The 25,024-nt window shown below is 39.0% G+C and carries 21 protein-coding genes; 9 read left to right on the plus strand and 12 right to left on the minus strand.

All coding sequences use genetic code 11. The features are described from left to right. Positions 1-6 precede the first annotated feature (6 nt). The 3 genes from AB1Z56_RS17535 to AB1Z56_RS17545 are packed head-to-tail and all read left to right on the plus strand — an operon-like array spanning position 7 to position 2,862. The gene (locus AB1Z56_RS17535; RefSeq protein WP_426789760.1) at positions 7-1,005 is read left to right on the plus strand and encodes a glycosyltransferase family 2 protein; all 999 of its coding nucleotides are present in this window, start codon (positions 7-9) and stop codon (positions 1,003-1,005) included. A 10-nt stretch (positions 1,006-1,015) separates the two neighbouring features. Continuing rightward, positions 1,016-1,873: an alpha-1,2-fucosyltransferase gene (locus tag AB1Z56_RS17540; protein ID WP_426789761.1), complete on the plus strand. Its 858-nt coding sequence runs from the start codon at positions 1,016-1,018 to the stop codon at positions 1,871-1,873. Positions 1,874-1,893: 20 nt separating this feature from the next. Continuing rightward, a complete protein-coding gene (locus AB1Z56_RS17545) occupies positions 1,894-2,862 on the plus strand; it encodes a DUF6492 family protein (protein ID WP_426789762.1) in 969 nt (322 codons plus the stop codon). On the opposite strand, the gene AB1Z56_RS17550 is transcribed toward AB1Z56_RS17545, so the two are convergent. The 3 genes from AB1Z56_RS17550 to AB1Z56_RS17560 are packed head-to-tail and all read right to left on the minus strand — an operon-like array spanning position 2,825 to position 5,269. Further along, positions 2,825-3,913, minus strand: coding sequence for a DegT/DnrJ/EryC1/StrS family aminotransferase (locus AB1Z56_RS17550; protein ID WP_309365926.1), 1,089 nt, complete (start codon positions 3,911-3,913; stop codon positions 2,825-2,827). The genes AB1Z56_RS17545 and AB1Z56_RS17550 overlap by 38 nt on opposite strands. After that, positions 3,879-4,280 carry a sugar 3,4-ketoisomerase gene (locus tag AB1Z56_RS17555; protein WP_426789763.1) on the minus strand — a complete coding sequence of 134 codons (402 nt, stop codon included), beginning with the start codon at positions 4,278-4,280 and terminating at the stop codon, positions 3,879-3,881. The genes AB1Z56_RS17550 and AB1Z56_RS17555 overlap by 35 nt, the downstream gene beginning before the upstream one ends. Next, positions 4,280-5,269, minus strand: coding sequence for a glycosyl transferase (locus tag AB1Z56_RS17560; protein ID WP_426789764.1), 990 nt, complete (start codon positions 5,267-5,269; stop codon positions 4,280-4,282). Before AB1Z56_RS17560 ends, AB1Z56_RS17555 begins: the two co-directional genes overlap by 1 nt. A gap of 129 nt (positions 5,270-5,398) precedes the next feature. Between AB1Z56_RS17560 and AB1Z56_RS17565 the strand changes: the two genes are divergently transcribed. Further along, entirely contained in the window at positions 5,399-5,890 is a 492-nt protein-coding gene (locus tag AB1Z56_RS17565; RefSeq protein WP_309365920.1) for a SixA phosphatase family protein, read from the plus strand. A gap of 46 nt (positions 5,891-5,936) precedes the next feature. Here AB1Z56_RS17565 and AB1Z56_RS17570 read toward each other — a convergent pair whose 3' ends face one another. From AB1Z56_RS17570 to AB1Z56_RS17600, 7 genes are all read right to left on the minus strand, one after another. Next, positions 5,937-8,507, minus strand: a complete 2,571-nt coding sequence (locus AB1Z56_RS17570; RefSeq protein ID WP_426789765.1) for a flippase-like domain-containing protein — start codon at positions 8,505-8,507, stop codon at positions 5,937-5,939. 116 nt (positions 8,508-8,623) lie between these two features. Next, positions 8,624-11,128 carry a DUF5686 family protein gene (locus AB1Z56_RS17575; RefSeq protein WP_426789766.1) on the minus strand — a complete coding sequence of 835 codons (2,505 nt, stop codon included), beginning with the start codon at positions 11,126-11,128 and terminating at the stop codon, positions 8,624-8,626. A gap of 67 nt (positions 11,129-11,195) precedes the next feature. Next, positions 11,196-11,894 (minus strand): AcvB/VirJ family lysyl-phosphatidylglycerol hydrolase, encoded by a 699-nt coding sequence (locus AB1Z56_RS17580; RefSeq protein ID WP_309365914.1) that lies wholly within the window; start codon positions 11,892-11,894, stop codon positions 11,196-11,198. A gap of 106 nt (positions 11,895-12,000) precedes the next feature. After that, on the minus strand, positions 12,001-12,819 hold the full coding sequence (locus tag AB1Z56_RS17585; RefSeq protein WP_313269202.1) for a hypothetical protein: 819 nt from the start codon (positions 12,817-12,819) through the stop codon (positions 12,001-12,003). 1 nt (position 12,820) lies between these two features. Further along, complete coding sequence (locus tag AB1Z56_RS17590) at positions 12,821-15,322, minus strand: TonB-dependent receptor (protein WP_426789767.1); 2,502 nt, start codon at positions 15,320-15,322, stop codon at positions 12,821-12,823. 87 nt (positions 15,323-15,409) lie between these two features. Further along, entirely contained in the window at positions 15,410-16,420 is a 1,011-nt protein-coding gene (locus AB1Z56_RS17595; protein ID WP_426789768.1) for a FecR family protein, read from the minus strand. A gap of 2 nt (positions 16,421-16,422) precedes the next feature. Beyond that, entirely contained in the window at positions 16,423-17,037 is a 615-nt protein-coding gene (locus AB1Z56_RS17600) for an RNA polymerase sigma factor (protein WP_313269196.1), read from the minus strand. A gap of 200 nt (positions 17,038-17,237) precedes the next feature. On the opposite strand from AB1Z56_RS17600, the gene AB1Z56_RS17605 reads away from it, so the two are divergent. The 3 genes from AB1Z56_RS17605 (at position 17,238) to AB1Z56_RS17615 (ending at position 20,563) form a co-directional block, all read left to right on the plus strand. Then, positions 17,238-19,238 carry a thioredoxin domain-containing protein gene (locus tag AB1Z56_RS17605; RefSeq protein ID WP_426789769.1) on the plus strand — a complete coding sequence of 667 codons (2,001 nt, stop codon included), beginning with the start codon at positions 17,238-17,240 and terminating at the stop codon, positions 19,236-19,238. Between the two features lie 37 nt (positions 19,239-19,275). Continuing rightward, complete coding sequence (locus tag AB1Z56_RS17610; RefSeq protein WP_046672788.1) at positions 19,276-19,773, plus strand: FKBP-type peptidyl-prolyl cis-trans isomerase; 498 nt, start codon at positions 19,276-19,278, stop codon at positions 19,771-19,773. Between the two features lie 100 nt (positions 19,774-19,873). Then, a complete protein-coding gene (locus AB1Z56_RS17615; RefSeq protein WP_426789770.1) occupies positions 19,874-20,563 on the plus strand; it encodes an SMUG2 DNA glycosylase family protein in 690 nt (229 codons plus the stop codon). Positions 20,564-20,690: 127 nt separating this feature from the next. Here AB1Z56_RS17615 and mnmD read toward each other — a convergent pair whose 3' ends face one another. Then, positions 20,691-21,356, minus strand: a complete 666-nt coding sequence (gene mnmD / locus AB1Z56_RS17620; RefSeq protein ID WP_426789771.1) for a tRNA (5-methylaminomethyl-2-thiouridine)(34)-methyltransferase MnmD — start codon at positions 21,354-21,356, stop codon at positions 20,691-20,693. Between the two features lie 534 nt (positions 21,357-21,890). Here mnmD and AB1Z56_RS17625 point away from each other — a divergent pair. Then, positions 21,891-23,141 (plus strand): dicarboxylate/amino acid:cation symporter, encoded by a 1,251-nt coding sequence (locus AB1Z56_RS17625; RefSeq protein ID WP_426789772.1) that lies wholly within the window; start codon positions 21,891-21,893, stop codon positions 23,139-23,141. A 95-nt stretch (positions 23,142-23,236) separates the two neighbouring features. Here AB1Z56_RS17625 and AB1Z56_RS17630 read toward each other — a convergent pair whose 3' ends face one another. Continuing rightward, positions 23,237-24,196, minus strand: coding sequence for a lipid A-modifier LpxR family protein (locus tag AB1Z56_RS17630; protein WP_426789773.1), 960 nt, complete (start codon positions 24,194-24,196; stop codon positions 23,237-23,239). Positions 24,197-24,609: 413 nt separating this feature from the next. On the opposite strand from AB1Z56_RS17630, the gene AB1Z56_RS17635 reads away from it, so the two are divergent. Next, positions 24,610-25,017 carry a cytochrome c maturation protein CcmE gene (locus AB1Z56_RS17635; protein ID WP_046672794.1) on the plus strand — a complete coding sequence of 136 codons (408 nt, stop codon included), beginning with the start codon at positions 24,610-24,612 and terminating at the stop codon, positions 25,015-25,017. The last annotated feature ends 7 nt before the right edge of the window (positions 25,018-25,024 follow it).

The raw sequence follows: 25,024 nt of genomic DNA on the forward strand, positions 1-25,024 counted from the left end.
ACTATAATGAGCTCAAACCAGCCTTTGATAACGGTCTTAATGGCCGCATATAATACCGAAAGATATATTGCACAGGCAATTCAAAGTATACTGAATCAAACCTATAGTAACTTCGAATTCCTAATAATAGATGATTGTTCATCGGATAATACCGTAAGGGAGATAATGAAATTTGATGATAGCAGGATCAAATTATTGCAGAATCAAATTAATCAAGGCGTTGTAATCACTAGAAATAGAGCTTTACAGGAAGCTACTGGAGATTTTATCGCGATAATGGACAGTGACGATATTGCGATCCCAGATCGTTTGCAATTACTAATAGACGAATTTATTAAGAGACCCGAACTCGCATTAATTGGCGGGCATGCAGATGTAATAAATCCCCAAGGAATACCTACGGGGCAAAAATTTAAGGTAGAGACAGACCCTGACTTACTTCGACATCTCTTGCTTTTTGGCAATAACTTCACTCACTCATCCGTTATGATGAGAATGGATATTTTTAGAGAATTCAATGGATACCGAATCCCCCTCGCAGAAGATTACGATTTATTTTTGAGAATTTCAACAAAGTACCCTGTGGCAAATTTAGATAAGTGCCTACTCTTATATCGGGATCATACTTCAGGCATTTCAAAAAAATATGCAGTAGAACTTGAAAATCAAATTTTACCGATAAAAGAAAATATTCTTTATAGCCTTAATTTGCCCTCAGATATAAAGCATCAAAAAATGATAACACCTCCATTTGACTGGCCCGGCATTAGCATTGATGAGTATAAAAAATTTTATATCCAATTATTACATCAAATTAATCCCACTAATCAATCATTATCATCTAAAACATATCAATTTATTTTTCAAAAATGGTATGAGGTAATCATGAATAATGGTGGAAAAAAAACTTTATTCTATTTCTTCTCTAAGCCCTTTTTTGGATGGAAATATATTACAGCAAAACAATTTAGAAGGGCATTAAAAAAAACTGTCAAATTTTTTTAAAATCTAAAAAATGAAAATAGTTAAATTTTTAGGTGGTCTCGGCAACCAATTATTTCAATATGCTTTTTTTTTAGCATTAAAGCAAAAATTCAAATGTGTAAAAGCTGATTTAATTGATTTTGAGGATTATGAATTGCATAACGGTTTTGAACTGGAAACTATATTTAATATTAAGCTTCCTAAGATAAATTCCTTTGAACGAAATCTATATTCTCAAAAAAACAGAAATTGGAGTTGGCGAAAATTAAGAAGAATGTGCTTTACCAAAAATGCCTATTTTGAGGAATCTCCGCAATTTGCTTATGCAGGCCAGATTTTTGAAGAGAATAAAAGTCGCTATTACTGGGGCTATTGGCAACACATTGACTATGTCAATCATGTAGCTTCACTTCTTCACAAGCATCTCATATTCCCTCCTTTAGAAGACGCTAAAAACATCCAAATACAGCATTTAATAAACAATCACAATGCAATTTCACTACATGTCCGGAGAGGCGATTATCTAAAAGAACCCTTATTTAAAGATATATGTACGGAGGAATACTATCAAAAAAGCATACAGTATATACTTGAGACACAGGATTCACCGCTTTTTGTAGTATTTTCTAATGATATTAAATGGTGTAAATCAGAGTTTAAAGATATAAATGCTATCTTCGTTGAACATAACTCCGGCTCTAACAGTTTTCGCGATCTACAGCTCATGTCATTGTGTAAACATCATATTATCGCGAATAGCAGTTTTAGCTGGTGGGGAGCTTGGTTAAACGATAATCCGGATAAAGTTGTGGTATCGCCAAAAAAATGGATTAATGATGCTACGATAGAGACTACGGGATTAATCCTACCAACTTTTGTCACATTTTAACTCATCTAGATTCTCCAGTGATGCAATTATTTATAAATAACCCAAACTACGATATTGTCATCTGCGTAGGTCCGCAACACATCGAAATTGCAAAGATCGTGATCAATCAGGTTAAACTATTTTTTCAAGCGCAACAAATCTATGTCATAACAAACCCTTCTCATTTCGAAAAATTTCAAGCGCTCAATCTAAACAATTTACTTCTTATTAATGAAAATAAATTGTTTGACCAGTTTAATTTTCAATCTGTAGCTGACTTCCTAAAACACAAAATAGCGAATGGAGATAGAGCCGGCTGGTACTTCCAGCAATTCTTAAAAATGGAAGTTTCCAAAATCATTCAAAGTGACTATTATCTAATATGGGATGCAGATACAATCCCACTAAAACCAATCAATTTCTTTGATCAAGAAGATAAGGTGCTCATCCACAAGAGTGAAGAAAATCATAATCCTTATTTTGAAACATTAGAACATATACTTGGCATAACAAAAACAGTCAACTACTCGTTTATATCTGAGCATTTTATGGTCCAAACAAAGCTGATGCAAAAAATGTTACTTGAGCTGAGCACAAACGCTGAGAATCAGGTCTGGCCATATTATATCCTTGAAAATATAGCCACAAAAGATATGGCACTTTCTGGATTCTCCGAATATGAAACTTACGGTAACTTCCTTAAGTCAACCTGCCCTGATGCTTTTCGTTTACGGACCTCGGCTTCGGAATTATTAAATACAACCAGAAATGGGAGCATGATTTTGGGCACTCTACCAAATACAAAAGACCTCAATTTTTTAGAGATCTTAGGGTTACATTATGCGACATTCGAAATTTGGCAAGATCTTAATCCTAAAAAAATTAAAGCCAACAGAAGACGTATTGCCCTATTTTTTTTCTTTAAAAAAATTCCATTGATAAGGTCTCTCAATAATTTGCTCGTAAAAAATTTCAGGAAAACTTATTCATTACCTCGACCACTCTATTAATATCATCCTCCGTATGTCCATAAGAAATAGGAAGGCTCAATATAGTTCGATGAAGTTCCTCAGAAATGGGATATCTATCGCTTGATAAAATTCCTTTCATCGCTTTTTGTTGATGCGGTGCAATAGGATAATGAATTTCCGTTCCGATACCATTATCCAATAGATATTCTTTCAACCGATTGCGTTCAGGGTGACGGATTGCAAAAATATGATAAACATCCTCTTGTTGAGGCTGTACAACCGGAAGTATAAAATCAGACTTTAACTCACGCAGATAGACTGCCGCCAGCTTTTGTTTGTGAGCTGTAATCTTATCTAGAAATTTTAATTTCACAGATAGAAAGGCAGCTTGCAACTCGTCGAGCCGCGAGTTATAACCTACTTCATCAAAGACATATTTAGCAGACGAACCATAATTACGTAGGGTCCGAATCGAATTATTCAGTTTATCATCCTTACATGTTATAGCTCCAGCATCCCCTAAAGCGCCTAAATTCTTAGTCGGATAGAAGCTGAACGCTCCAAAATCGCCAAATGAACCCGCCTTTTGGCCATTGTAGCTAGCGCCATGTGCTTGGGCGCAGTCTTCAATGACACGTAGTCCATATCGACCCGCGAGAGAAATGATGGGATCCATCTCACACAATTTACCATAGAGATGAACAACTAAAATCGCCCTGGTCCTTTCTGTAATAGCTGACTCAATTTTTTTAGGATCAATATTGTAGGTATCCACATCGGGCTCAACAAGTACGGGTTTTAGCCCCACCTGCATAATGGCAAGAATTGAAGCAATATAGGTATTAGCAGGAACGATCACTTCATCGCCGGGAGTAAAGCCAAAATAACGTAATGACAAAACTAACGCATCCAGTCCAGAGGCTACACCGATGCAATGTTGCACACCACAATAAGCCGCAAATGATTGCTCGAATTGCTGTACTTCTTTTCCCAAAATATACCAGCCTCCATGCAATACGTCATGAAAAACCTGCGTATACTCCTCCATAAATTCCTTATTGACCTGACGTAAACTCTCGTAAGCTATCATGTATAAAATAGGGTTCGTAAATATAATCCGTTGAATCAAAATATTCAGAAGCAAGTACCATAAGAATAGCATCTTCCGAAAAGTCAAACATCTGATGCCAATCCCTTGGTTCTAATATTAAACATTGATCAGGTGAGTTCAATTCAAAAATCCGTTCATTGCCTCCATCCTGATTGTAAATCGCGCAACTGCCTTTTAAACAAATTGCAGCCTGTACAGTTTTATGATGTCGATGTCCACCCCGTATGGATCCGTCAACACCATAAATATAAAATATCCTTTTCACCTCAAAAGGGGTTATTTTTTCGATCACCGTTAAATGTCCACGATCATCGGTAAATGTTTTTAAATCAATTTGATAAGCCATTATCTTAAGAAATAGGATTGATGGTAGTATTCTCTAAATTTGCCAAGTACATATAAATTAAACATTCGGCGTAGTGATTTACGAATACGCGGAATTTCATTCATCTCATGGAATTGGAGTAAGCGTGATAAAGACCGTATTTCACGACCTGAATTTTTTAATGCTTTTACATAAGGTTTATACAAAAAATGGATGTCATTATCACTTATTAAATTGCCGCCTGCAAGAGTAAAAGAATTCATTTCTGCATATTTTAACGCATGAAAGTGATAAAACACCACGGGAAATAAACACTGACTAGCAAGCTCTTTGCCCCAGACTTGCCCTATTTTATGTTCAAAATCATATTGCTGAACATTCCAGGGCGCTACACCTCCGCCTAAATGTTCCAGGACATGCACCCCTGTAAACCTAGTCGTCCATACATCCAGGTATTTTTGATCGCCAAATCTTCCGGGTTCCCTGCGATTGTAGCACCATTCAATACACGCTGAACGCCACCACTCCAAAACCGCTATACCTTCATCTGAATTCTTAAAGTAAACAAACTGCACACAATAGATCCCTCCCGATTCGCTATCTTCATACATTGGGCTGTATCGATGTGGGGTTATAATCACGGATGCTCCCCCTGCCTCGTCAATTAACACCACTGGATCGGCATAGAAAAACAAATCCGCATCCAGGTACGTGCAATTGGATAAACCAAATTTTCGAATACTATATAGAATAATTGAAGGCGTACAAGTCCAACAATATTCTCCTGTAGTACGAGTGGATTTTATAGCCAATAATTGCTCATCTTCAAAATCAGACAATCGGATGACAGTAGCCTTAGCCAGCTGTAATTCAGACAGAATACGATAACACTCATCATCAAATGCAAAAATATAGAGGTGAAAGTCCCTTGCACACTTTTCAAGTGACCGATACATGGTCAGCCCCCTTGAGAGATACAAAGAATTAAATAAAGTGCAATAATTATTCATATAATATTTACTTTTCAAAACTTGATTTATTTTTATTTGTATTCATAAGCAATAACCCCTTGTCTCCCTTAGCAAACACAATGAACAAGGAACAAAAGCGTTATTAGTATAGAATCAAAAATTTTAATCATGGACAACAGTAAAAAACTCTATATCATCCGACATGCCAAAGCTGAAACCATTCCGGGCATAAACGATTTTGACCGCGCTCTTACTTCTGATGGAATTCAGCATGCAAAACAGGTTGCTGCCAAGCTCGCTACAAAATTGACCCTAGATGAAAACAGTATTGTAATCAGCTCGCCGGCCAACCGGGCACTCCAAACAACACGTATTTTTCTGGATGTGATGGGCGCTTCTTCTTTTGATATTCAAATTGAAGAAACAATTTATGAATGCACCTACAAACACCTGTTATCCATCATCAATGCAATTCCCGATCATATCAATCATGTTTTGCTCTTTGGCCACAACCCCACATTAACTGATCTCGTGGAATACCTGACCCGAAAAGCGGCGTACCTACGTACGTCATCATGCGCAGAGATAAAACTCGATACCGGTTTCACCTTTCAGATGCTCAGCGGCAATTGTGCCGATCTTGTGCAAATAATTGATTAAAATTCTATTCAAAGAACAAACTCACTTTCAGCAAAAGTCACCCCTATCACTTACCCGCATTTGATTTCATTGCCTTATCAATCACCAAAGGCACTGAAATCAAATCCAAATCATGTGAATACACGACAAATTTCTCGACCCAGCAAGGATCGAATTTTTCCTTAAATTCTTTTAGTCCCTTTGGTTGACGGAAATACGGGTTATTCTCATATAAAAAACTAATAATGCGTTCAACGAGCCCTTTCTTCTTGTCAAACCCCGAAAAAGGCGCCAACCCCATATTTAGAAAAGAATAACCTTCCTCTTTGCAATACTCCAAAAAACGAATAATCAATACATCCATATTTCCGCCAGGAGCATCTTGCAATTTTCGAATAAGATCGTAAGTTGCCTCGTCCGGAGCATAATTGGGAATGATATTCAAAAAAGCCAAAATGCGTCCTTCATTGTCCTCCAAAGTAATTACATGACTATTTTTAATCTTTCCAACGTCAAACATCCCCTGAGAAAAAACACGTTCTGAGCGCTTCATATCCCGCAACCAATGATCCGATACAACCTGCAACTTCTGAAGCAAACCATTTGACAACGGTGCCCGATATAAATTCGAAACAAATCCTTTTTTCTCAATACTATTCACCGCATTTCGAAGCGATTTTCGTTTCTTACCTTCCAGTGAAAAATTATCGACATTGACAATCGCTTCTTCTCCGATCAGAAAAGATTTTTTGCCAAGTTGTTTGAAAATCCCTAAATGTCTACCGTCAACTCGGTAATAGGCTGTTTTCAAACTCGATTTGCGACAATAGCGTTCAAATGCATTAATCAATTCTTTCATCGCATCCTCCCTGTCCTCACAAACGGGTCCCTCCAGTACCATAGCAAAACCATAACATTTTTTGTACGCAATAAAACCCGTCTGCTCAGCATTAAAGAAAAGATCTTTATCTCCATAGGTCTTGAAATAATCGACAGGCGATTTACCATAACGCTCCAAAAGATGCTGCGCAATTTCAATCTGTCCACCGGCATCTTCTTCCGCTAACTGACAAGGATTTACCATCCAGTAGAATAATGCTGAAAGACTAACGACACTAAAAAAATTAATGGAATACAAGAAGTACTGTCCTATGGCAGTCTGGGGTTCTGCGACATCACCATTCAGCAATAGAAAACAATGCAATGTATTGTTCACCGCATTTACAATGGTAAAGTCCATATTGAAATGCTTCGCATTCAAGAAATAGAACCCAGCAATCCCATACATCAGCACAACTCCGATAAGCCACAGGACCAAACTGAGATTTAAGGAGCTTAGCCTTCTATTGCTTTGTATAAAATAATGTTTTGATGAATAAAGGAGCATCAACAGCACCAAAAAAGCGAACCAGGCTTCTTCAAAATCCAGACCTTTGGAAAGATTGGCAATAATAGAAAGTGAACATAGTGCCACCGCAGCATACCAGGCCATACGTAAACCTTTCAATAAAAAGCCCGAGCACATCACCAGCAGTATGCCAAAGAAAAGCACAGCTGCATTAGAAAAGTTTAACGCGTCGTAAGATATAAATTGTTTTAATGCAGCTACACGGCTATGGATAGCTGGCGTCAATACCGAAATGATATTTATAAGTCCCATCACAAAAATAAAAACAGATGGAAGTATCCGAACAAAGATGTTATTCTTATTTACAAAGAAACTAATGCCGCCCAATGCCAATGGCCCCCAGAATTCAAATAAACGGTATAACAAGGATATCGAAATAGCCTGTTCTTCGCTGTAGCCAAACTTACACAGAATGACAACCATAGACACTTCGATAAGTCCCACCCCCTTCATCAATGGCGAAAAACAATAAACTAACGTTCCGACTGCATAGGTTACCGTACAGGCCAATAACGATGTTTCAAAGCCTAAAGCAAGCATAGCAATATAGATATGTAAAATCCCGACTAGCTCAATGGCTGTTGCCCAAATTAGACTTTGCAATACTGCCCAGAAATTTACGCCCTTTTTATGCAATTCATCCCAGGTGCCTGCTATCGACGGGAAATAACGTATGGTGAGCGTATATGCACTTCCGCCTCGATAAAACGACCTGCAGTACCAGCCAAATCCCAACAATAGGACACTAAAAACAAACATAATCCCTATGATCTGAACATCAAGACCTGCTATCCCTACAAACAGAAAAACAAAAAGACAAAGTATAAATAAGGATACTAGGCTAATGACGGCATAGATAACCGAAGAAAGATTGGCGTTTGAATCGTCGATTCCTTCCTGATTGACTTCTTTTTTAAAGAAAGCCAGTGAGGTAAATCCACCTACCGGAAGAAAGACACTGATAAAGTTTCTCTTTAGAAATAAGCGAGTAGCCCCACCTAGGGATAGCTTTTGTTGCAAAGACCTGAAACTATATACATAGACCAAACCTTGCATGGCGATGTAAGCCAAAGAAACAACGATACCTATTGCCACCCAAAACAACGAACTTGACTGGATAAGCCCTACAGACGATGCCAATTCCTGTCTTTGATTCACAAAAAAATACACAGCCCCCAAAAGAACCAATAGCCCCAATAAGGATTTCCAGATCAACATTTTGTTTTTCATCAGCATAATTACATCTTGAACTGACAAGCCCAATTCTTTAATTTTTCTAAACCGCTTTTACTAATGACACCATTTCCTAAAAATAGTCCCAATTCCATTTGTCGATTTTTATAGCATCAAAAATCAATACCGATCTTCGCCCTAACGCCCCAGGGAGATATCCCGGGGTTATTGAGGTACGTAAAACGACGAACCAGGTCTACGCGTAGAATTTTAAAAATATTACTCAAGCCGAGACTGCCTTCTATATAAGCTCCATTGTTAAGCGAGAACAACTGCGGTTCCCGCGGATCTTTGGGCAATTCATCAAAACTTTTGGTGTATCTGTTGGAAGCATCGACAGCTCCATACAACATCTTTACTGACGCTATTTCCCGGAGATCCAGTTTTTTTAGCAAGGGAACCTTATTGAGAAAAAAGCCATTGAATGAATGTTGCAACAATAAGGAAGTATACTTATCACTCATAAACTCCATCGAATTCATCAAATTGTATGAGTTGAGCTGGTACGAATACGTTTGGTTTGCACGGTGAATAATCATCAACGGATAAGGTACTTTTCCAAATTGGATTCCGGATTCAAATACAAGATCCGCAAAGCCAAATTGTGAAGCGAAAAATCGCTTATTGGCATTGACTATAAAACGCTGATAATTATAGTCTCCTCCCAATAATCCCTTTACGCCAATCTGCGCTGCTAACGTGAAAATAGGCTGGCCAGTATTGATAATACGTCGGTACCGTTTACCCTGATATAATTTCTCATGTGGAGCCCAGCGTATTTCCCCAGTGAAAGCAGAAGTCCAGAGCTCATTACCGTTACTTCTTCTGAATGCTCTGCGGTCGAACGCTAAAATCCCACCTGGACTAAGAATCTGATTGAAGAATCCCAATTTAAAAGATAAATGGTTTTCAAACTCCTGCCAATATTCGATCTGCCTTCTTTGTAGATAAAACATTTTATCATTTTCGCCTCTTCTGAAGGAAAGTAGAAAATTATCATTGTCGATAAAATTTAGATCCTGTCCCGGCACTTGCACCTCTTTACTAACTTTTGCTGTGATTAACTTTACTGGAAATTTATAGACCGATTCACCATTAAAGGAGTATGTGGCACCCACATTATATTTCCATTGCCTATCTTTCGTACCATAGGCACCATAACCATCGAGAACCAATGTCTTGCTAAAAATATCCGTCGTGTTGCCCCCGAATTTAAATCGGCTTCCTTCAACGGGGTTAAAACTATAAAATGAAGGTACTGGCCCTATTTCGATAACACCGCGCCCATAATATCCCGACATGATAAAGGAACCCAAAGCCATCAAGTTTTTAAAAGATTTTGACTGTTTTAAACTATCGATATTCGTAAAGGCCTGCTGCTCCAACTTACTCAGTTTCTCAGGTCTTGCAACATTCCAGTCAATCCCATTTGGATTTTGTGGCCCAGTTCGAGTCAATGCTTTACCACTGATAATCAACTGACTTTCACTAGATAATGATCTGCTGGTCACTTTCTCCCCAAACAAGCCCATACCATCCTTAAAAATTCCCAAATCTATCGTCAGCACCCCTCTACTCAGAAAAAAACGCTGTGCTTGATTTTCCGAATAATTCAATACAATATTCAGCCCCTTTACCCAGTTGATATTGGTCGCTTCGTTGATGGTCAGCTCCGCTTGATCCAATGCATAACTCCCATCTAAGCGGATATAGATGCAGCCTGAAAAAAGTGCATCCTCCCTATTCCGTGGCTCTACGCGTATTTTGGCATGCCAAGGTTTGCTATCCTTCAAAGTGTCAACCAGGTAATATTTATAAAAGGAAGGTCCCAACGTCGCTATAGGGCTCAAAAAACGTCTATTCCCAATAGAGACATCCGTATCATAGATATTTGTTTCGCCATAGATCTTATCCAAATACTCGTCGATACCATCTTCATCCAAATACTGATCTACGCGCGACTGATTCTCACCCAGTAAAACAAAGCTAGAACCTTTAGCAGCGTCTAATTGTCGCTGACCTATTTTCTCATCCATAAATATGGGTACCAGCGACCTACCGGGATACTTTAGCGTATCCATCCCCTGTTTCAAGAATCCGAAACGTTTGAGCAAACGAGATTTATCCACCTTTTGATTTTGGATAGACAAAGACATCGATAGTTTTTCATATTCTTGATAGCTACCGGCTGTTCCATTTAACGCATTATTTTCATCTCTTTTCTCAATTACTTTACGGATTAAATCTACTGTTGGGTTATGTTTATTGGAATATTTTCTCTTTTTAGGCGCGTTCACAACAACCTCATCGAGACTTTGTTGTTCATCTTCCAAACGGATAATAAGAACTTTCTTACCCTGCGCAACACTCATCGGGAATACCTGTTTTTTATAGCCAACTGCACTTAACTGTAACTCCCAGTTGTCAGGTACTGAAGGTAGCTGAAACTGCCCCTCTTTATTTGTTGCTACAGATTTGGCAGTATTGGAAAGCTTGACAGTCACACCTTGTATAGGTTTCGCTGTCGAGGCATCTAAGACAATTCCTGTTAATGCAGTTCCTTGTCCAAATAGTCGGGAAGTAAAGAACAGTAAGACCAATAAAAAACGGTATCGCATAAAAAAAACCTTGCATCTAAAATTCAGTAGAATGACAAGGTTTTAATAAAAAGGTCCTAATAGAATGTTATCTTAATCGAATCGTATTATAAATAGTCTTAAAATCGCGATTATAATTATGCGGTCCTGCCAGTACTTCGACTTTCAGGCCCGCATTTCGAAACATTTTCACAAGATCCTCCTCTCCTTCTTTGCAGAAGACATAAGTAGAGGAGAATTGCTTTAGCTTCATGACTTCAGCGAGTACCTCATAGCCATTGGGTTTCTGTTTCCAGTTGAGCATCGTCGAAACCGTTACCTCAAAACTCGCATACTGATCTGGTGACAGATAGGTCACGTGCCGGATGGACTTTTTCAATGGATCCGAGAAATTATTCAGGACAAAGGGTAACACCCCTGCCGAGAATGAATGTCCTATTAAATAAATCTGATCACAATCCCACTCCTTTTTGAAATGGTCGATATACCGTTCAAATTCTCTTCCCGCTTCCTGTGGGGTTTTCTTTTTCCAAAAATATTTTTTTGCATCGATAACCAAACGGGGATAGCCATCGAGTGAGAAATAGGACAGCAGGCTTTTGCTGAAATCATTGTAGCCACCATCACCCGTAATAAACACAAGCATTGTTTTTTGTTTATTATTCGTATCCTTAAGTGGGATAACATAATTTGGTAGCACCTCTGCATACATTGGTTTTAGGGCAAGACATAACCAGAAAAATAGAAATAGGAATAATCTATCTGCTTTATATTGTGCAGTTTTCATGTGTATATATTATGTATAAATAGTTGCTTTGAATGATATCAATTCTTTGAGACAACTCGGCTATCTATTCGTCGCTAAAAATGCTTTAGCATCCTTCCTTAAGGTATTATTTACTAGTCCTAATAGCCTTTACCGGAATAGATTTACGGACTCCGTCCATGACATAAAAAAAACCAAGGGCATTATTGGAAATATTACCTTCAACATTGGCTGGTACTGCCGACAACAACCCTTTCCACTCTGTCTCTTGAAATAGATTATAAAGAAAACGAGAGTAACGAGGCGATTCGGAAAACTTAGAAACGATTAAACTGTCCTTCATTGAAACTTCGTAGTTATATGTCTTGCCAAGTAGATTATTCAATACATTGGGTGCTCCCAAGCGATAACTATAACTAAAAGGAGATCGAAAAGAAGAGATATCACCCTCTGAAAAATCCTTTTGAGGGATGATGAGCCATTTATTGGGGGTACGCATCCCAAATAAGTGTTTGCTGACCTTTACCTCCCATTTGTTATTCAAACTACTTTTTTCTACCGGTAAAAACGCATTTTCAATAGGTACCACAGGGATCAATTGATCCTGAGCTTCATACGATTTCCCATTCAATGTAATGGTCAGCAGAAATACGTTGCCGACGGTGTCTTTTAGATTGAACAGCTCACCCAGATAAAGTCCCCCGCCCAAATCGTTGAATTCAATCACATTGGGACCATTCGCTACACGCACAGTAGCTCCGCTGATCCCGACAGTCCCCGCATTTGACTTCAGTCCTTCCAATTTCTTTAATTGGATATACTGCTCTTTATACATCGTATTAATTCCCCCTTCAACAATCATATCGTATGACTGCCCTTCGTCTACAGCTGATTTCTGGCAAGAAACCACTAGAAGATAAGTAACTAAAATCAACAAGAATCTCATATCAAAATCTCATGGTGTAATTAATTGACGGTACTCTCCCAGAAAATGATGTTTTCTGAATCGTTAAGTTCTCATTGCCATCTTCGGAGAAACTATAATATAGTGGATTACGCTGATCAAATACATTATACAATCCAAAACTTAAGGTATGTTTTCTTCCGCGTTCCCGCTGCTTTATCGTTTCCAAATCTACAGAACAATTCAAATCAAAACGACTGAATGTAGGCATCCGATGCGAATTACGGCTTGAATAAACCGGAACATAGATCCCTTCATATTCCATAAATCCCATTGGATAAGTCAAAGGCCTTCCTGTATGAATGGTATAAAAAGCACTGAGATGCACCGAACGTCCTAGATCATAAGACAAGTTACTCTTGAGCACATGTGGAATGTCGAAATTGGCCACATACTCCTTTCCCTTATTGATGCCATTGATCTTCCGAAAAGATCTCGACCAACTATACAAAATATTCCCTGAAAAATCACCGATACGCTGATTGATGGATAATTCCAGCCCGTACGCATGCCCTTTGCCTTGTCGCAATTGTGTTTCGATAAAAGGATTGAGTATTAGTTGTGCATGATCGATCAATTCGACCTGATTTCCCATTTTTTTCCAATACCCTTCCAATCCAATATTTCCATAATACAATAGCCTGTTTATTCGAAAAGAAATTGCATCAACATACTGTGGTTTAATATTCAGTCCTGCCGGTACCCAGGCCTCCAAAGAGGAAAAAGCCAATTCATCATTCTGCAATAGCTGCAAATACTGATAGTTTCGATTATAAGCCAATCGGAAAGCATAATCTGTCCCCATTTTATATTGCAAAGACAAGCGTGGCTCCAAACCATAGTACGACTTTTTCTTGTCGGCATCGTTAGACAGTGGCTTATACGAGTTACCATCCAATAAATAATAGCGTCCAAAAGAGGCATTAAAAAAGGCATTGACGCGCATTCCCGCAACAATCCGGAAGGCAGAATCAATCTTCCAGTTAAAAGAAACATACCCCGTATAATCATAGGCTTGTGCCCTGAAAATATTATCCTCCGTATTCGAATTTATTGGTGATATCTCGCCGGGATTGAAACGATGTAGGGTCCCCTGAAGACCAAAATCTAAGGTACGGTCCAATCCCATAAAATAAGTGAAATCCGATTTCAAACTAAAATCACGTATACGTGTCAACCAGATTTGATTATCACTCGATTCAGGCTTACTGACATCCAATTTATTATGATAATCACTGAAAATAGCCGAAAGGTTCAAAAATAACCGATCACTATGTACATGGTTCCATCGCAAAGTGGACGTCCAGTTGCCCCAACGATTTGTATTCTTATTTGGTGAAATCACCTTATCTTGCCCATAGTACCCCGAAAGGTAGACTCGGTTTTTTTCATCAAATGTATAGTTAAACTTCACATTATAGTCGCTATACTTGCCTTTGACATTAAACAGACGGTAATCCATATTAAAAGCATTTAATATGCTCCCCCGTGCAGTGGCAATGAAAGCACCTTTTCCCTTTTTTATAAAGGGCCCCTCAGCTCCCACCCGAGCTATCAATAGGCTCGATCCACCAAAAACATGAAAAGCATTGGCATCACCGTCTCTGGTACTCATATCCATAATGGAAGAAAGTCGTCCGCCTAGACTTGCAGGAATAGCATCCTTATAAAGCTGTGTATTCTTCAATATATCCGAATTAAATACGGAGGTTAAACCGAATAGATGAGACGGATTATACACAACAGCTTCATCAAGCAAAATAAGATTCTGATCCTTCCCGCTTCCCCGCACAAAAAGATTGCTACCACCTTCCGTCAATCCATTAATTCCATTTTGCATCTGTAGGACTTTCATGATATCTGCCTCGCCCTTATAAAAAGCATTTCTACGTGTTTGAGACCAATTGATCTTGTCCGTGAAACTTCCCAAATGCTGCGCTGTCAATGAAGAATCAACATTCACCACCACCTCACTCAGGTTAAAATCCACTGGAGCGAGCTTAATGACGAGATAATTATTTGCTAACTCAGCATTCAATGAGACTACTCTTGTCTTATAGCCCAAATAACTTACATAACAATTGTATTCTCCCCGCGGCAATGTCAGCGAGTAAAACCCATATTTATTACTTGAGCTGCTTTTACTTTTCTCTGCAATCAACAAAGTAGCACCGATCAGGTTTTCACCGCTTAGACTATCTATAACACGTCCCTTAACGGTAAAAGTTTTATCTTCTTCATAGAAGATAAGCGCCCTATTAATAATCGTAAATCCAACATTAGAATCTTTCAGCAAATAATTAAAAACCTCTTCTAAGCTCGATCTATTAAATGATCGACTATAGATAATGTCCTTGTTAAAAATCTGCTCATCGTAGGACATAGATATATCGTATGTTTTATGAATTTCAGCAAGTATCTGAATGATCTGTTTGTTATGTGTGTCAATTGAAATTCGCCAGTCTGCAGGGGAGTCCTGGCCCATGGATTTCGAACACATAACTATAACTAACCAGCAGAAAAAGAGCAGACGATACAGAACCCTATCTTTCATATCAGCAACGCGAAAAGTCTATTCGTAGATACTATATCCTTTTTTACCCGTTTTCCATTTCACATTTAGGGTCTTGGAGAGAATCTGAACAATCTCATTGAGCGTTTGCCCATCAAAGTACATACTCAGCTTACGTGCCTTTAGGCTATCTCCAACAACAGTTATATTCGCTCGAAAATGTTTTTCCAGATCCGCGCAGATACTGTCCAATCGAACATTCGAGTAGCTTAGTTTTTGTGCTACATCAGTATCATATTCTGCCGACAGATCGATTTTGGATAAGGACGCTGTCTGCCTTTTATAGAGTCCTTTTTGATTTTTTTGTAAAACAAGTTCTTCCGCATGATCGCCCTTTCCACTGCTCAGGGCTACAGTTCCCTCCTTAACAAGTACTTCAACATCTTCTGCCAGCAAATTTACTTCAAAGGTAGTACCGATATCACGCACATAATTATTTTCAAGATCAACCATAAAAGAGTTCCCTATTTGATGTTTGACATCAAATAGCGCTTTTCCCTTTTTTAGTGTAACAATTCTTGCTTCCGAAAATGTTCGTTTATTGAACACAGCTTCTGCTCCTGCATGCAGTATCATGACCGAACTATCAGGAAGCAAAATAGGTTGCTGCGCTGCTGAGCCATATATTCGGATTTCATAGCCCATCCAACGGTCAAAGTTCAAATAACAGGCAAAACCTACGATAAATAACACTGCCGCTGCCGCAAATTTTGTCCACGGTCTCCAGATCGTTCTGATTGGTATCGCGATCTCTTGATCTTGAACATTGGCTGCTCTATCCAGCTTCAGTTTAAATTTGTTCCATTGACTATTGGTATCTACTTTATTATAGTGTTCCAATGCAATAAGGTCATCGGATATCGTTCTGATTTCGTCATATAATCGATGGTTCTCCGTGTCTTCAGAAATCCAACGTTCAAGCAACACCCCTTCCCTTTCGGAAATAGTCCCATCCAGCTCTTTCTGAATCAAGTCATAAGGAATAAATCTTGAAATATTGTTTTCTTCCATATCTATAAGATAATAAACTGGACAAAAAGTCCCAATGAAAAAAATAAAAAGCCGATCAGAAGCAGTAAAAATGTTTTTTGCTTTGCCAAGGCTACCCGAATTTTATCGTAAGCGATGGTCAAATGATTTTTTACAGTTTTAATGGAGATTCCCAACTGGTCTGCAATTTCCTGCTGTTTCATCTTATCGTACTTACTCATGAGGACAATTTTTCGACACTGCGGCGGCAACCCGTCCAATAGGCTTTCGATCATCAATAATTTGGATTCGTAAAGTTCAGCGCTATCGGTCTGATCCTCCTCATCTGTCAGATCCAATTCTTTGCTATAATCATTATTCCGTTCTAATAAACGTTGATTCTTTTTGAGGTAAGTAATCGAGAGATTGATAACACTCCGGGATAAGTAAGCTCCAAGTGATTGATTAATGGTCAATTTTCCTGCATTTTCCCATAACATCATAAATACATCGTTGGTGAGCTCTTCGGCGATTCCTTCCTCTCGCACGTAACGAAAAGATAAGATATACAATTTGCGGAAATGGGCCTTATAAATAGCTTCAAAAGCATCACGATCTTTTTGGACTATCTTTTTAAGCAGGTCAACGTCATTTGACATAGGACTTCGGTAAAGCTAATAATAAACGTATGTAAAAATAATCAAATTCATCGGACATTTTATAACATCTAATTAATTTTCAAGCCAATGAAGTTACTTTAATACGACGTAGAAATAAAAAAAAATGCTACAGCAAAGTTTACTACGTGTATGTTTTTCACTAGGCTCGTTAATAATTACTTTTTCACTACCTTCGTCTTATGGCGAATCAATTGCAATTTGAACATTCACCGTACCTTAAACAGCACGCGCACAATCCAGTAGATTGGATGCCCTGGGGGCCGGAAGCTTTAAAAAAAGCAAAAGACGAAAATAAACTGATCATTGTAAGCATTGGCTACTCGGCCTGCCATTGGTGCCATGTGATGGAGCGTGAAAGTTTTGAAAACTCAGCCATCGCCCAAACCATGAATAAGTTTTTCGTATCGATCAAAATTGACCGCGAAGAACGCCCCGATATTGATCAGGTCTATATGCTCGCCGTACAACTGATGACCAATGCTGGTGGCTGGCCTTTGAATTGTATTTGCCTGCCCGACGGAAGACCAATTTATGGCGGCACCTATTTCAAACCGCACGACTGGCAGAATATCTTATTGCAAATTGCTCAAATGTGGGAAGATAAACCCGAAGTCGCATTTGACTATGCCGAAAAGCTAAACAACGGTATTCAACGGGCCGAGAAACTACCCATCAATCCCATTCCCGAGCAATATACTTCCGAAGACTTAAGCGCAATTGTTGAGCCTTGGACAGAAACCTTCGACAATAAGGAAGGCGGCTATCAAAGAGCACCTAAATTTCCATTACCAAACAATTGGTTATTCTTGCTAAAATATGGCGTGCTGGCCAACGATCAGAAACTCTTGGATCATGTTCATTTTACGTTGAAAAAGATCGGATCGGGAGGTATATACGACCAGATCGGTGGCGGCTTTGCGCGTTATTCGGTCGACCATTATTGGCATATTCCCCACTTCGAAAAAATGCTCTATGACAATGGGCAATTACTATCCCTTTATGCCGAAGTTTATCAACAAAGTCGGGATCCATTCTATAAGCGGATTATCGAAGAAACGATTACTTGGGCCGAGCGTGAAATGCTAGCGCCGAACCATGGTTTCTATAGCGCTTTAGATGCAGATAGCGAAGGTATTGAAGGAAAATACTATTCCTTCTCCAAAGTTGAATTTGACGAGGTATTGGGCGATGATGCTACCCTCCTTGGCCAATATTTTAACATGACCGAAGCAGGGAACTGGGAAGAAGAGAAAACTAACATCCCAATTTGCGCCATTAATGCAGACCTGTTAGCAGCAAAGGTCAATATGTCAGCTGACGAATGGGCAGATTTTCTAAAAATTTCAAAGAAAAAATTATACAACTATCGTGAACTACGAGTCCGGCCGGGACTCGACCACAAGCAGCTGACCACTTGGAATGCCTTATTCCTAAAAGGACTCCTTGATGCCTATCACAGTCTTGGAAACAGCCATTTTCTTGAACTCGCTTTAAACAATGCGCAGTTTATCTGTACGCATCTTATTCAAGACGATCTCCAGTTATTGCACCAACCAAAAGATAACAATAGAGCAATCGCAGGCTTCCTAGATGACTATGCATTCACTATCGAAGCCTTTATAGCCTTATATGAGGCCACATTTGACCTCAATTGGCTTACAAAAGCAAGACAGCTCGCTGATAAGGCCATTGCTTTGTTTTACGATGGATCACAAAAAACATTCTATTACACATCGTCGCAGGCAGAGGAACTCATCGCACGAAAAAGCGAAATTATGGATAATGTAATCCCATCCTCTTCGTCGACGATGGTTCGTCAGCTGAAAAGATTAGGTTTGCTTTTTGATGATGAAAATTACATCGCCATTACAGACCAATTGCTGGCGAATGTATTCCCGCAAATCAAGACTTATGGTTCGGCCTATTCAAATTGGGCAATATTATTGCTAGAAGAAATATATGGAATCAATGAAATTGCATTGACGGGGGATAAAGCGATGGCTTTCAAAAATGAACTCGGCAACTATTATATTCCGAATAAAATTGTTCTTGGCGGTACGGAAGAGAATCTTCCATTGCTCGAACATAGAGTCGGAAAGGAGACAAAAGCATATCTTTGTAAAAACAGGACCTGCAGTCTACCACAGGATTCAATACAAGCGTTAATAAATTATATTTAATAAACGGTAGCCTCGGGCTTCCAAAAATCAAAATCAGATGGCTATAAAAGCAAACGACGTCGTAGCATTGACGTACAGACTTCACACAGTAGAAAACGGTGAAAAAGTTTTCGTTGAAGAAACAACTGCAGAACAACCTTTAGATTTCTTATATGGTGTAGGTATGATGTTACCTAAATTTGAAGAAAACATCGCAGACTTAAACGTTGGTGATAAAATTTCATTTGAATTGGCACCGGATGATGCTTACGGTCAAAAAGACGACAGAGCATTCGCGCAATTGCCAGTAGATATGTTCAAAGAAACAGGTTTACCTCCAGTAGGAGAAGTATTGCCTTTACAAGACAACCAAGGAAACCAATTCCGCGCTGTAGTAGCTGAGGTTACTCCAGAAGTAGTTGTTGCTGACTTAAACCACCCAATGGCTGGCAAAACATTAAATTTCGATATCGAAATCTTAACAGTACGTCCTGCTACTGAAGAAGAGTTGTCTCATGGACACTCACATGGTGTAGACGGTACGCAAGGTCACTAATCCTGACCCAAGATAAAGCATAAAACAGGGCGCCAAAATGGTGCCCTGTTTTGTTTTTAACTTCTTTAAAAATCGTACCTTGTCTTCAAACACACTAAACATGCTGACATTTGCGGAAAAAGTAGTTTTATTTAACAAACAACTTCATTACAGAGGAAATCTACCTTCGGAGTTCAACGTAATTAACCCTTACCTTGATAATCCCGAGACATTGATGGTGATGGAACAGTTTTACAACAAATACTATAATGACAATTTAAAAAGAAAATTCATTATCGGTATCAATCCAAGCAGACACGGCGCAGGTGTAACGGGCGTTCCTTTTACGGATACCAAACGATTAGCTAGTGCATGTGGCATACAAATGCATTCTGCGCATACCCATGAAATATCTTCGGTGTTCATGTACGATATGATCGAAGCCTATGGCGGCCCCGATGTTTTCTATAAACAATTTTATATCAATTCACCCTTTCCTCTAGCTATAGTCCGAGAGACAAAACCCAACAACTGGATCAATGCCAACTATTACGACGACAAACAGCTTTTTGACATGGTCAGACCCTTTATGCTTGATTCACTAAAACAACATATTTCCATGGGACTGGAGACCGATGAAGTCTTTGTTTTAGGAAAGAAAAATGCAACCTTTCTTGCTAAGATCAACAAAGAAGAAAAGTTATTCGGGAAAATGACCATCTTAGACCATCCGCGCTATATCCAGCAATACAAATCCAAAGACAAACTACACTATATTGATAATTATATCAGCTTACTTAGTGCCTTATAATTGGACAACAAACAACTGATTTGTATACAAAGAATTTCGTACTGTTTCCCGACTTATGTTCGTATTGCTCAATAAAAGATAATCTAAAAAATTAAGTAGAGCCAAATATCTTCGAGAGAATTATCCTCTACAACTTTGTCGCACGAAGCATCTCCCGTTTACCTGGTGCTCCGGGAGCCTTTTCAATTGAAAATCCCAATGCTTTCATACTACGCTTGAGATTTCCGGTAATAGCGTAAGTCACAAAGACTCCACCAGGTTTGACAAACTGCGCAATATGCCCCAAAGCAGCATCATTCCACATCTCAGGTTGATGCACTGCCGCAAAGGCATCAAAGTAAACGACATCAAATAACCTATCCGATTGAAAATTCATTAATAAGGTATGGTCAATATAAAGCTTTAGCCGTTCATTAAGCTGTACATTTTCCTTCAACGCTCTTTCGTATGTATCAAGATAATCAGCCCATACCGTCGGCCCCACCGTCGCATCATAACCCGTTGCAGCAATAATAGACAAAGGCAAGGGAAACCCTTCAATTCCGACATAGTCCACTCGAAAGGATTTATCCTGAAGAAAGTCGGCAGTTTGCAAAAAATTCAAACCTGTCCCGAACCCGACCTCCAAAATACCAACAGCTGTTGCTCCTGTCGTTTGTACATAGTGGTCAAGCCCTGTTTTTATAAAAACATGTCTGCTTTCCTGTACCGCGCCGTGTTTAGAATGATAACATTCACCTATTTCGGCATTAAACAAAGTTTTCGAACCATCTCCTGTCGTTACAAATTCCATTTTACTACAAATACTTTAAGTTCCAATTTTCACGCATGAAGTCCAAACAAAGAAATGGAAGCCAAACAAATGGCGTACTCCTTGCCCAGGATGCTTATCACTGCTACTGTCCAAAGATAAAAAAGCCTACTCGAGTATCAAAACCTTCATGGTTTCATAGACCTCAACAGTCATGAAATCAAAAGAAGGTTCTTTTTTGCCAATAACCGATCATAGCGAGCTCATTGATACCATTAGTAAAAAAACGCAAATCAATAGAACAAAAACGTTCAGAGAAAAAAGCGGATTTTTTCAGTAAAAAAACAAAAAAATGAACAAACATGCACTAATTCGACTGACGCTGATAGACCTATTCGAGAAAAACACTATTTTAGCACTCTAAATACTAGATATTCACAAAACCTAATGAACTATCCAAGCCTAACAAGTACAGACAATGCTTTAACACCACTTGGCTCAAAGGTGATCGTGATACAAATCCAACATAAGCTTTTATTTATTGTGAATTCTTGAAATATAACTAATCATCTACCTATGACATACGCTATAAAAACTTTTGTCCAGAACTATGGTAGCATCCTGCTTCTCCTTCTCGGAATCAGTATCGGAAGTTTGATCGGCATCTTTTTTCCTCATAGTGTCAACAATCTTAAACCTATCGGCGATATTTTCCTAAACCTACTCTTTGTCAGCGTCATACCCTTGGTATTCTTTGCGATATCCTCCTCCGTTGCCAATATCGATGGCGATAGTGTATTGGGAAGGATTATCGGCATGATGTCATTTGTATTTGTACTGGGCATTGTTGTTGCCGGAGTATCAAGCATACTCTTCCTCTATCTCTTTCCAGTAGATGCTCCGTTAGCTGTTGAACAGACCAGCAATATGATAGACACTGCTATTCATGATTCCTGGGGTGAAAAAATGGTTAGATTTCTGACTGTTAGCGAATTTTCAAGCTTATTATCACGTCAGAATATGCTGGCTTTTGTCATCTTCTCATTCCTGGTTGGCATTGCTACACGCAAATCCGGAACATCGGCAGAAGTTTTCCGCAAATTTATCAATTCGGGCAATATTGTGATGGGCAACCTACTCGTGATGGTCATGGGCTTAGCCCCTATTGGTTTGGGTGCATATTTTGCCTATCAGGTTGGAACATTAGGCCCACAGCTCTTTGGTTTTTATGCTAAACCTATCGGTCTATATTATTTTTTTGGAATCTGCTATTTTTTTACTGTATTCAGTCTATTCGCTTTTTTAGCATTCGGCCTTAAGGGGGTCAAACGATATTGGCAAAACAACATCCTGCCTTCTTTAACGGCATTGAGCAGCTGCAGCAGCCTCGCCACCATGCCAGCCAACTTACTCGCGGCCAAACAAATTGGAATCCCCGACAGCGTCGCTAGTGTCGTCATTCCGTTAGGCACCACATTGCACAAGCATGGATCGGCAATTGCCTGTATCTTTAAAATCTATATCGCACTTTTATTAAGTGGAAAGGAATTTTTTGATCCGTCGAATCTGATTATGGCGGTAGGAATTACCTTATTGGTCAGTATTGTGGCCGGTGGCATTCCAAACGGTGGCTATATCGGAGAAATGCTGATTATATCGGTTTATCAGATGCCAACCGAGGTAATCCCGTCCATTATGATTATCGCAACTTTGGTCGATCCCCTCGCAACAATGCTCAACGCCACAGGAGACACCGTAGCCGCTATGCTCACTACCCGATTAATTGGGCAAAAATTGGCTGATCCTGTTCCAGAAAATCCTGGTTAAACAAGCTACAAACGAAAAGCATTTTACAGGACAACGGATCTAAGGAGACTCTATCTATGAGCGGATCAATATAGACACACCTAATAGCTGGCGGATCAAAAACGGTAGGCAAAAAACAACTCGCCATATTGATGTCGATGAAATACCGATTTGAGCTCTTTCGAATTGAAGATGTAATTGATGCCATAATTGACCTTATGGTTAGACCAGTTAAAACCAATACGGTGACTAAGCATCCATGGCTGGACAGTGTATAGCTTACCTATGGGATCATCTTCGCCCCTTCCTCCCTCTACTGTTGCACTGTAAAAAATGCGGGCTACACTCGGTTGATAAACAAAGTACCATTCTTTGTCAGCATCTTCTCTCACCTGTGTCAAATGCCCGTGTGTAAAGGTCGAGGCATGATACGATTTCAGCTTCCCCACGCGCAGGGGAACCGCCATAGCCATATTGGTGTTATTTAGACCAATAGTCCCCTCACCAATAATTCCCACATCGAATTGTTGGTTTTGACTGCGATATAGTCCTTTTTTATAGGTTGTACTTAAATCAATACCAAAGGAATTTCGAAGCTGCGTGTCCCAACCTGTAGCCTCATACATACCAAATAGATGATGGATAAACTTCTGCGCTTCTTCACCGTATGATTTTGGACCGATCTGCGCCAATTCGGTTTTGAGTTCAAGAACCTGATCGTGCGGCAAGAATCGTGTTCCCGCTGCACTAAAATAGAGGTAGCCCGCAAATGGCCTATCGTATTTCTTTTCCTGCCGTTTATAATCAATGATACTGATACCATTGTAAATGCGTTGGCCTAGTTCAAAATCCAACACGGTATTTGAAGACTGCCGATCCAGCTTCCCCGGCAACGCAATCCTGTAATTGATATTGATACCATTGGTATAATACCGATCTTGACCTGTCAAGAGATAAACATCATTGTCATTCTGGATGGAAATTTCCTGGTTACGGAATTTTACCTGCCCAAACACAAAAAAACAAGGAAATATAAGGACCCAAAGGAGCCCCAAAAATCGCAAAGCAACACTCATATTAACAGGCAATTGTAAAATTCATGCGATATCATTAGAACCAAAATAGCAAATTTCACTTCAAATTATTCAAAAGCATTCGAATCTAGCTTATTTTTCCAATTAATTCAAACTATTTAGAATAGATATAAATAATATGGAAAAGTTGCATTATTCCTTTCTTAGCGAATCTATTTGTAATTTTGCATTCGATTAGGTGTCAAATGTAAACAATTTGGGATTTTAGCGCGCATAACGTTGTCAGGTTTGGGTAATAATCTTTCGAAAAAAACAGGAAGATATCTGACAGATCGGAACAGCCATTAATAGATAATAAGTAAAGGGTTGCTTTACCGCCCATAAAAAACAAATCGAGTGAACCGATCTCATTTATAACGAGGAGATTCAACGCTCATAATAATTTAAAATACAAGATGAAAAAAAGTTCAATTATTCTAATCGCTATCATTGCTGTCGCAATTGCCATGATACTTGTGATCTACACCGATTCAAGTACTTATTCGACATTTACCGAAGCTAAAGAAAAGAAAACCGAACTATATGTGGTAGGTCAATTGAATAAAGACAAAGCGCTTCATTATGATCCCAAAACTGATGCCAACAAATTTTCGTTTTTCATGCGTGACAACGATGGTACAGAATGTGAAGTGATTTTTAGAGGCGCCAAACCTCAAGATATTGAACGTTCAGAGCAAATTGTATTGACAGGAAAAATGGACGGGAATGTGTTTAGGGCAAGTAAGATATTAATGAAATGTCCGTCAAAATATAACGATAAATCGGTCGTCACCGAGATCAATGCTACTGCTTTCAATAATTAATTCGTAA

The organism is Sphingobacterium sp. WOUb80 (assembly GCF_050058145.1).
In the GTDB taxonomy this organism is placed as follows: Bacteria; Bacteroidota; Bacteroidia; order Sphingobacteriales; family Sphingobacteriaceae; genus Sphingobacterium.

Excerpts from the sequence above, each read along its gene's own strand:
- AB1Z56_RS17535 (WP_426789760.1), top strand. The coding sequence starts at position 7 with ATGAGCTCAAACCAGCCTTTGATAACGGTCTTAATGGCCGCATATAAT.
- AB1Z56_RS17540 (WP_426789761.1), top strand. The coding sequence starts at position 1,016 with ATGAAAATAGTTAAATTTTTAGGTGGTCTCGGCAACCAATTATTTCAA.
- AB1Z56_RS17545 (WP_426789762.1), top strand. The coding sequence starts at position 1,894 with ATGCAATTATTTATAAATAACCCAAACTACGATATTGTCATCTGCGTA.
- AB1Z56_RS17550 (WP_309365926.1), bottom strand. The coding sequence starts at position 3,913 with ATGATAGCTTACGAGAGTTTACGTCAGGTCAATAAGGAATTTATGGAG.
- AB1Z56_RS17555 (WP_426789763.1), bottom strand. The coding sequence starts at position 4,280 with ATGGCTTATCAAATTGATTTAAAAACATTTACCGATGATCGTGGACAT.
- AB1Z56_RS17560 (WP_426789764.1), bottom strand. The coding sequence starts at position 5,269 with ATGAATAATTATTGCACTTTATTTAATTCTTTGTATCTCTCAAGGGGG.
- AB1Z56_RS17565 (WP_309365920.1), top strand. The coding sequence starts at position 5,399 with ATGGACAACAGTAAAAAACTCTATATCATCCGACATGCCAAAGCTGAA.
- AB1Z56_RS17570 (WP_426789765.1), bottom strand. The coding sequence starts at position 8,507 with ATGAAAAACAAAATGTTGATCTGGAAATCCTTATTGGGGCTATTGGTT.
- AB1Z56_RS17575 (WP_426789766.1), bottom strand. The coding sequence starts at position 11,128 with ATGCGATACCGTTTTTTATTGGTCTTACTGTTCTTTACTTCCCGACTA.
- AB1Z56_RS17580 (WP_309365914.1), bottom strand. The coding sequence starts at position 11,894 with ATGAAAACTGCACAATATAAAGCAGATAGATTATTCCTATTTCTATTT.
- AB1Z56_RS17585 (WP_313269202.1), bottom strand. The coding sequence starts at position 12,819 with ATGAGATTCTTGTTGATTTTAGTTACTTATCTTCTAGTGGTTTCTTGC.
- AB1Z56_RS17590 (WP_426789767.1), bottom strand. The coding sequence starts at position 15,322 with ATGGGCCAGGACTCCCCTGCAGACTGGCGAATTTCAATTGACACACAT.
- AB1Z56_RS17595 (WP_426789768.1), bottom strand. The coding sequence starts at position 16,420 with ATGGAAGAAAACAATATTTCAAGATTTATTCCTTATGACTTGATTCAG.
- AB1Z56_RS17600 (WP_313269196.1), bottom strand. The coding sequence starts at position 17,037 with ATGTCAAATGACGTTGACCTGCTTAAAAAGATAGTCCAAAAAGATCGT.
- AB1Z56_RS17605 (WP_426789769.1), top strand. The coding sequence starts at position 17,238 with ATGGCGAATCAATTGCAATTTGAACATTCACCGTACCTTAAACAGCAC.
- AB1Z56_RS17610 (WP_046672788.1), top strand. The coding sequence starts at position 19,276 with ATGGCTATAAAAGCAAACGACGTCGTAGCATTGACGTACAGACTTCAC.
- AB1Z56_RS17615 (WP_426789770.1), top strand. The coding sequence starts at position 19,874 with ATGCTGACATTTGCGGAAAAAGTAGTTTTATTTAACAAACAACTTCAT.
- mnmD (WP_426789771.1), bottom strand. The coding sequence starts at position 21,356 with ATGGAATTTGTAACGACAGGAGATGGTTCGAAAACTTTGTTTAATGCC.
- AB1Z56_RS17625 (WP_426789772.1), top strand. The coding sequence starts at position 21,891 with ATGACATACGCTATAAAAACTTTTGTCCAGAACTATGGTAGCATCCTG.
- AB1Z56_RS17630 (WP_426789773.1), bottom strand. The coding sequence starts at position 24,196 with ATGAGTGTTGCTTTGCGATTTTTGGGGCTCCTTTGGGTCCTTATATTT.
- AB1Z56_RS17635 (WP_046672794.1), top strand. The coding sequence starts at position 24,610 with ATGAAAAAAAGTTCAATTATTCTAATCGCTATCATTGCTGTCGCAATT.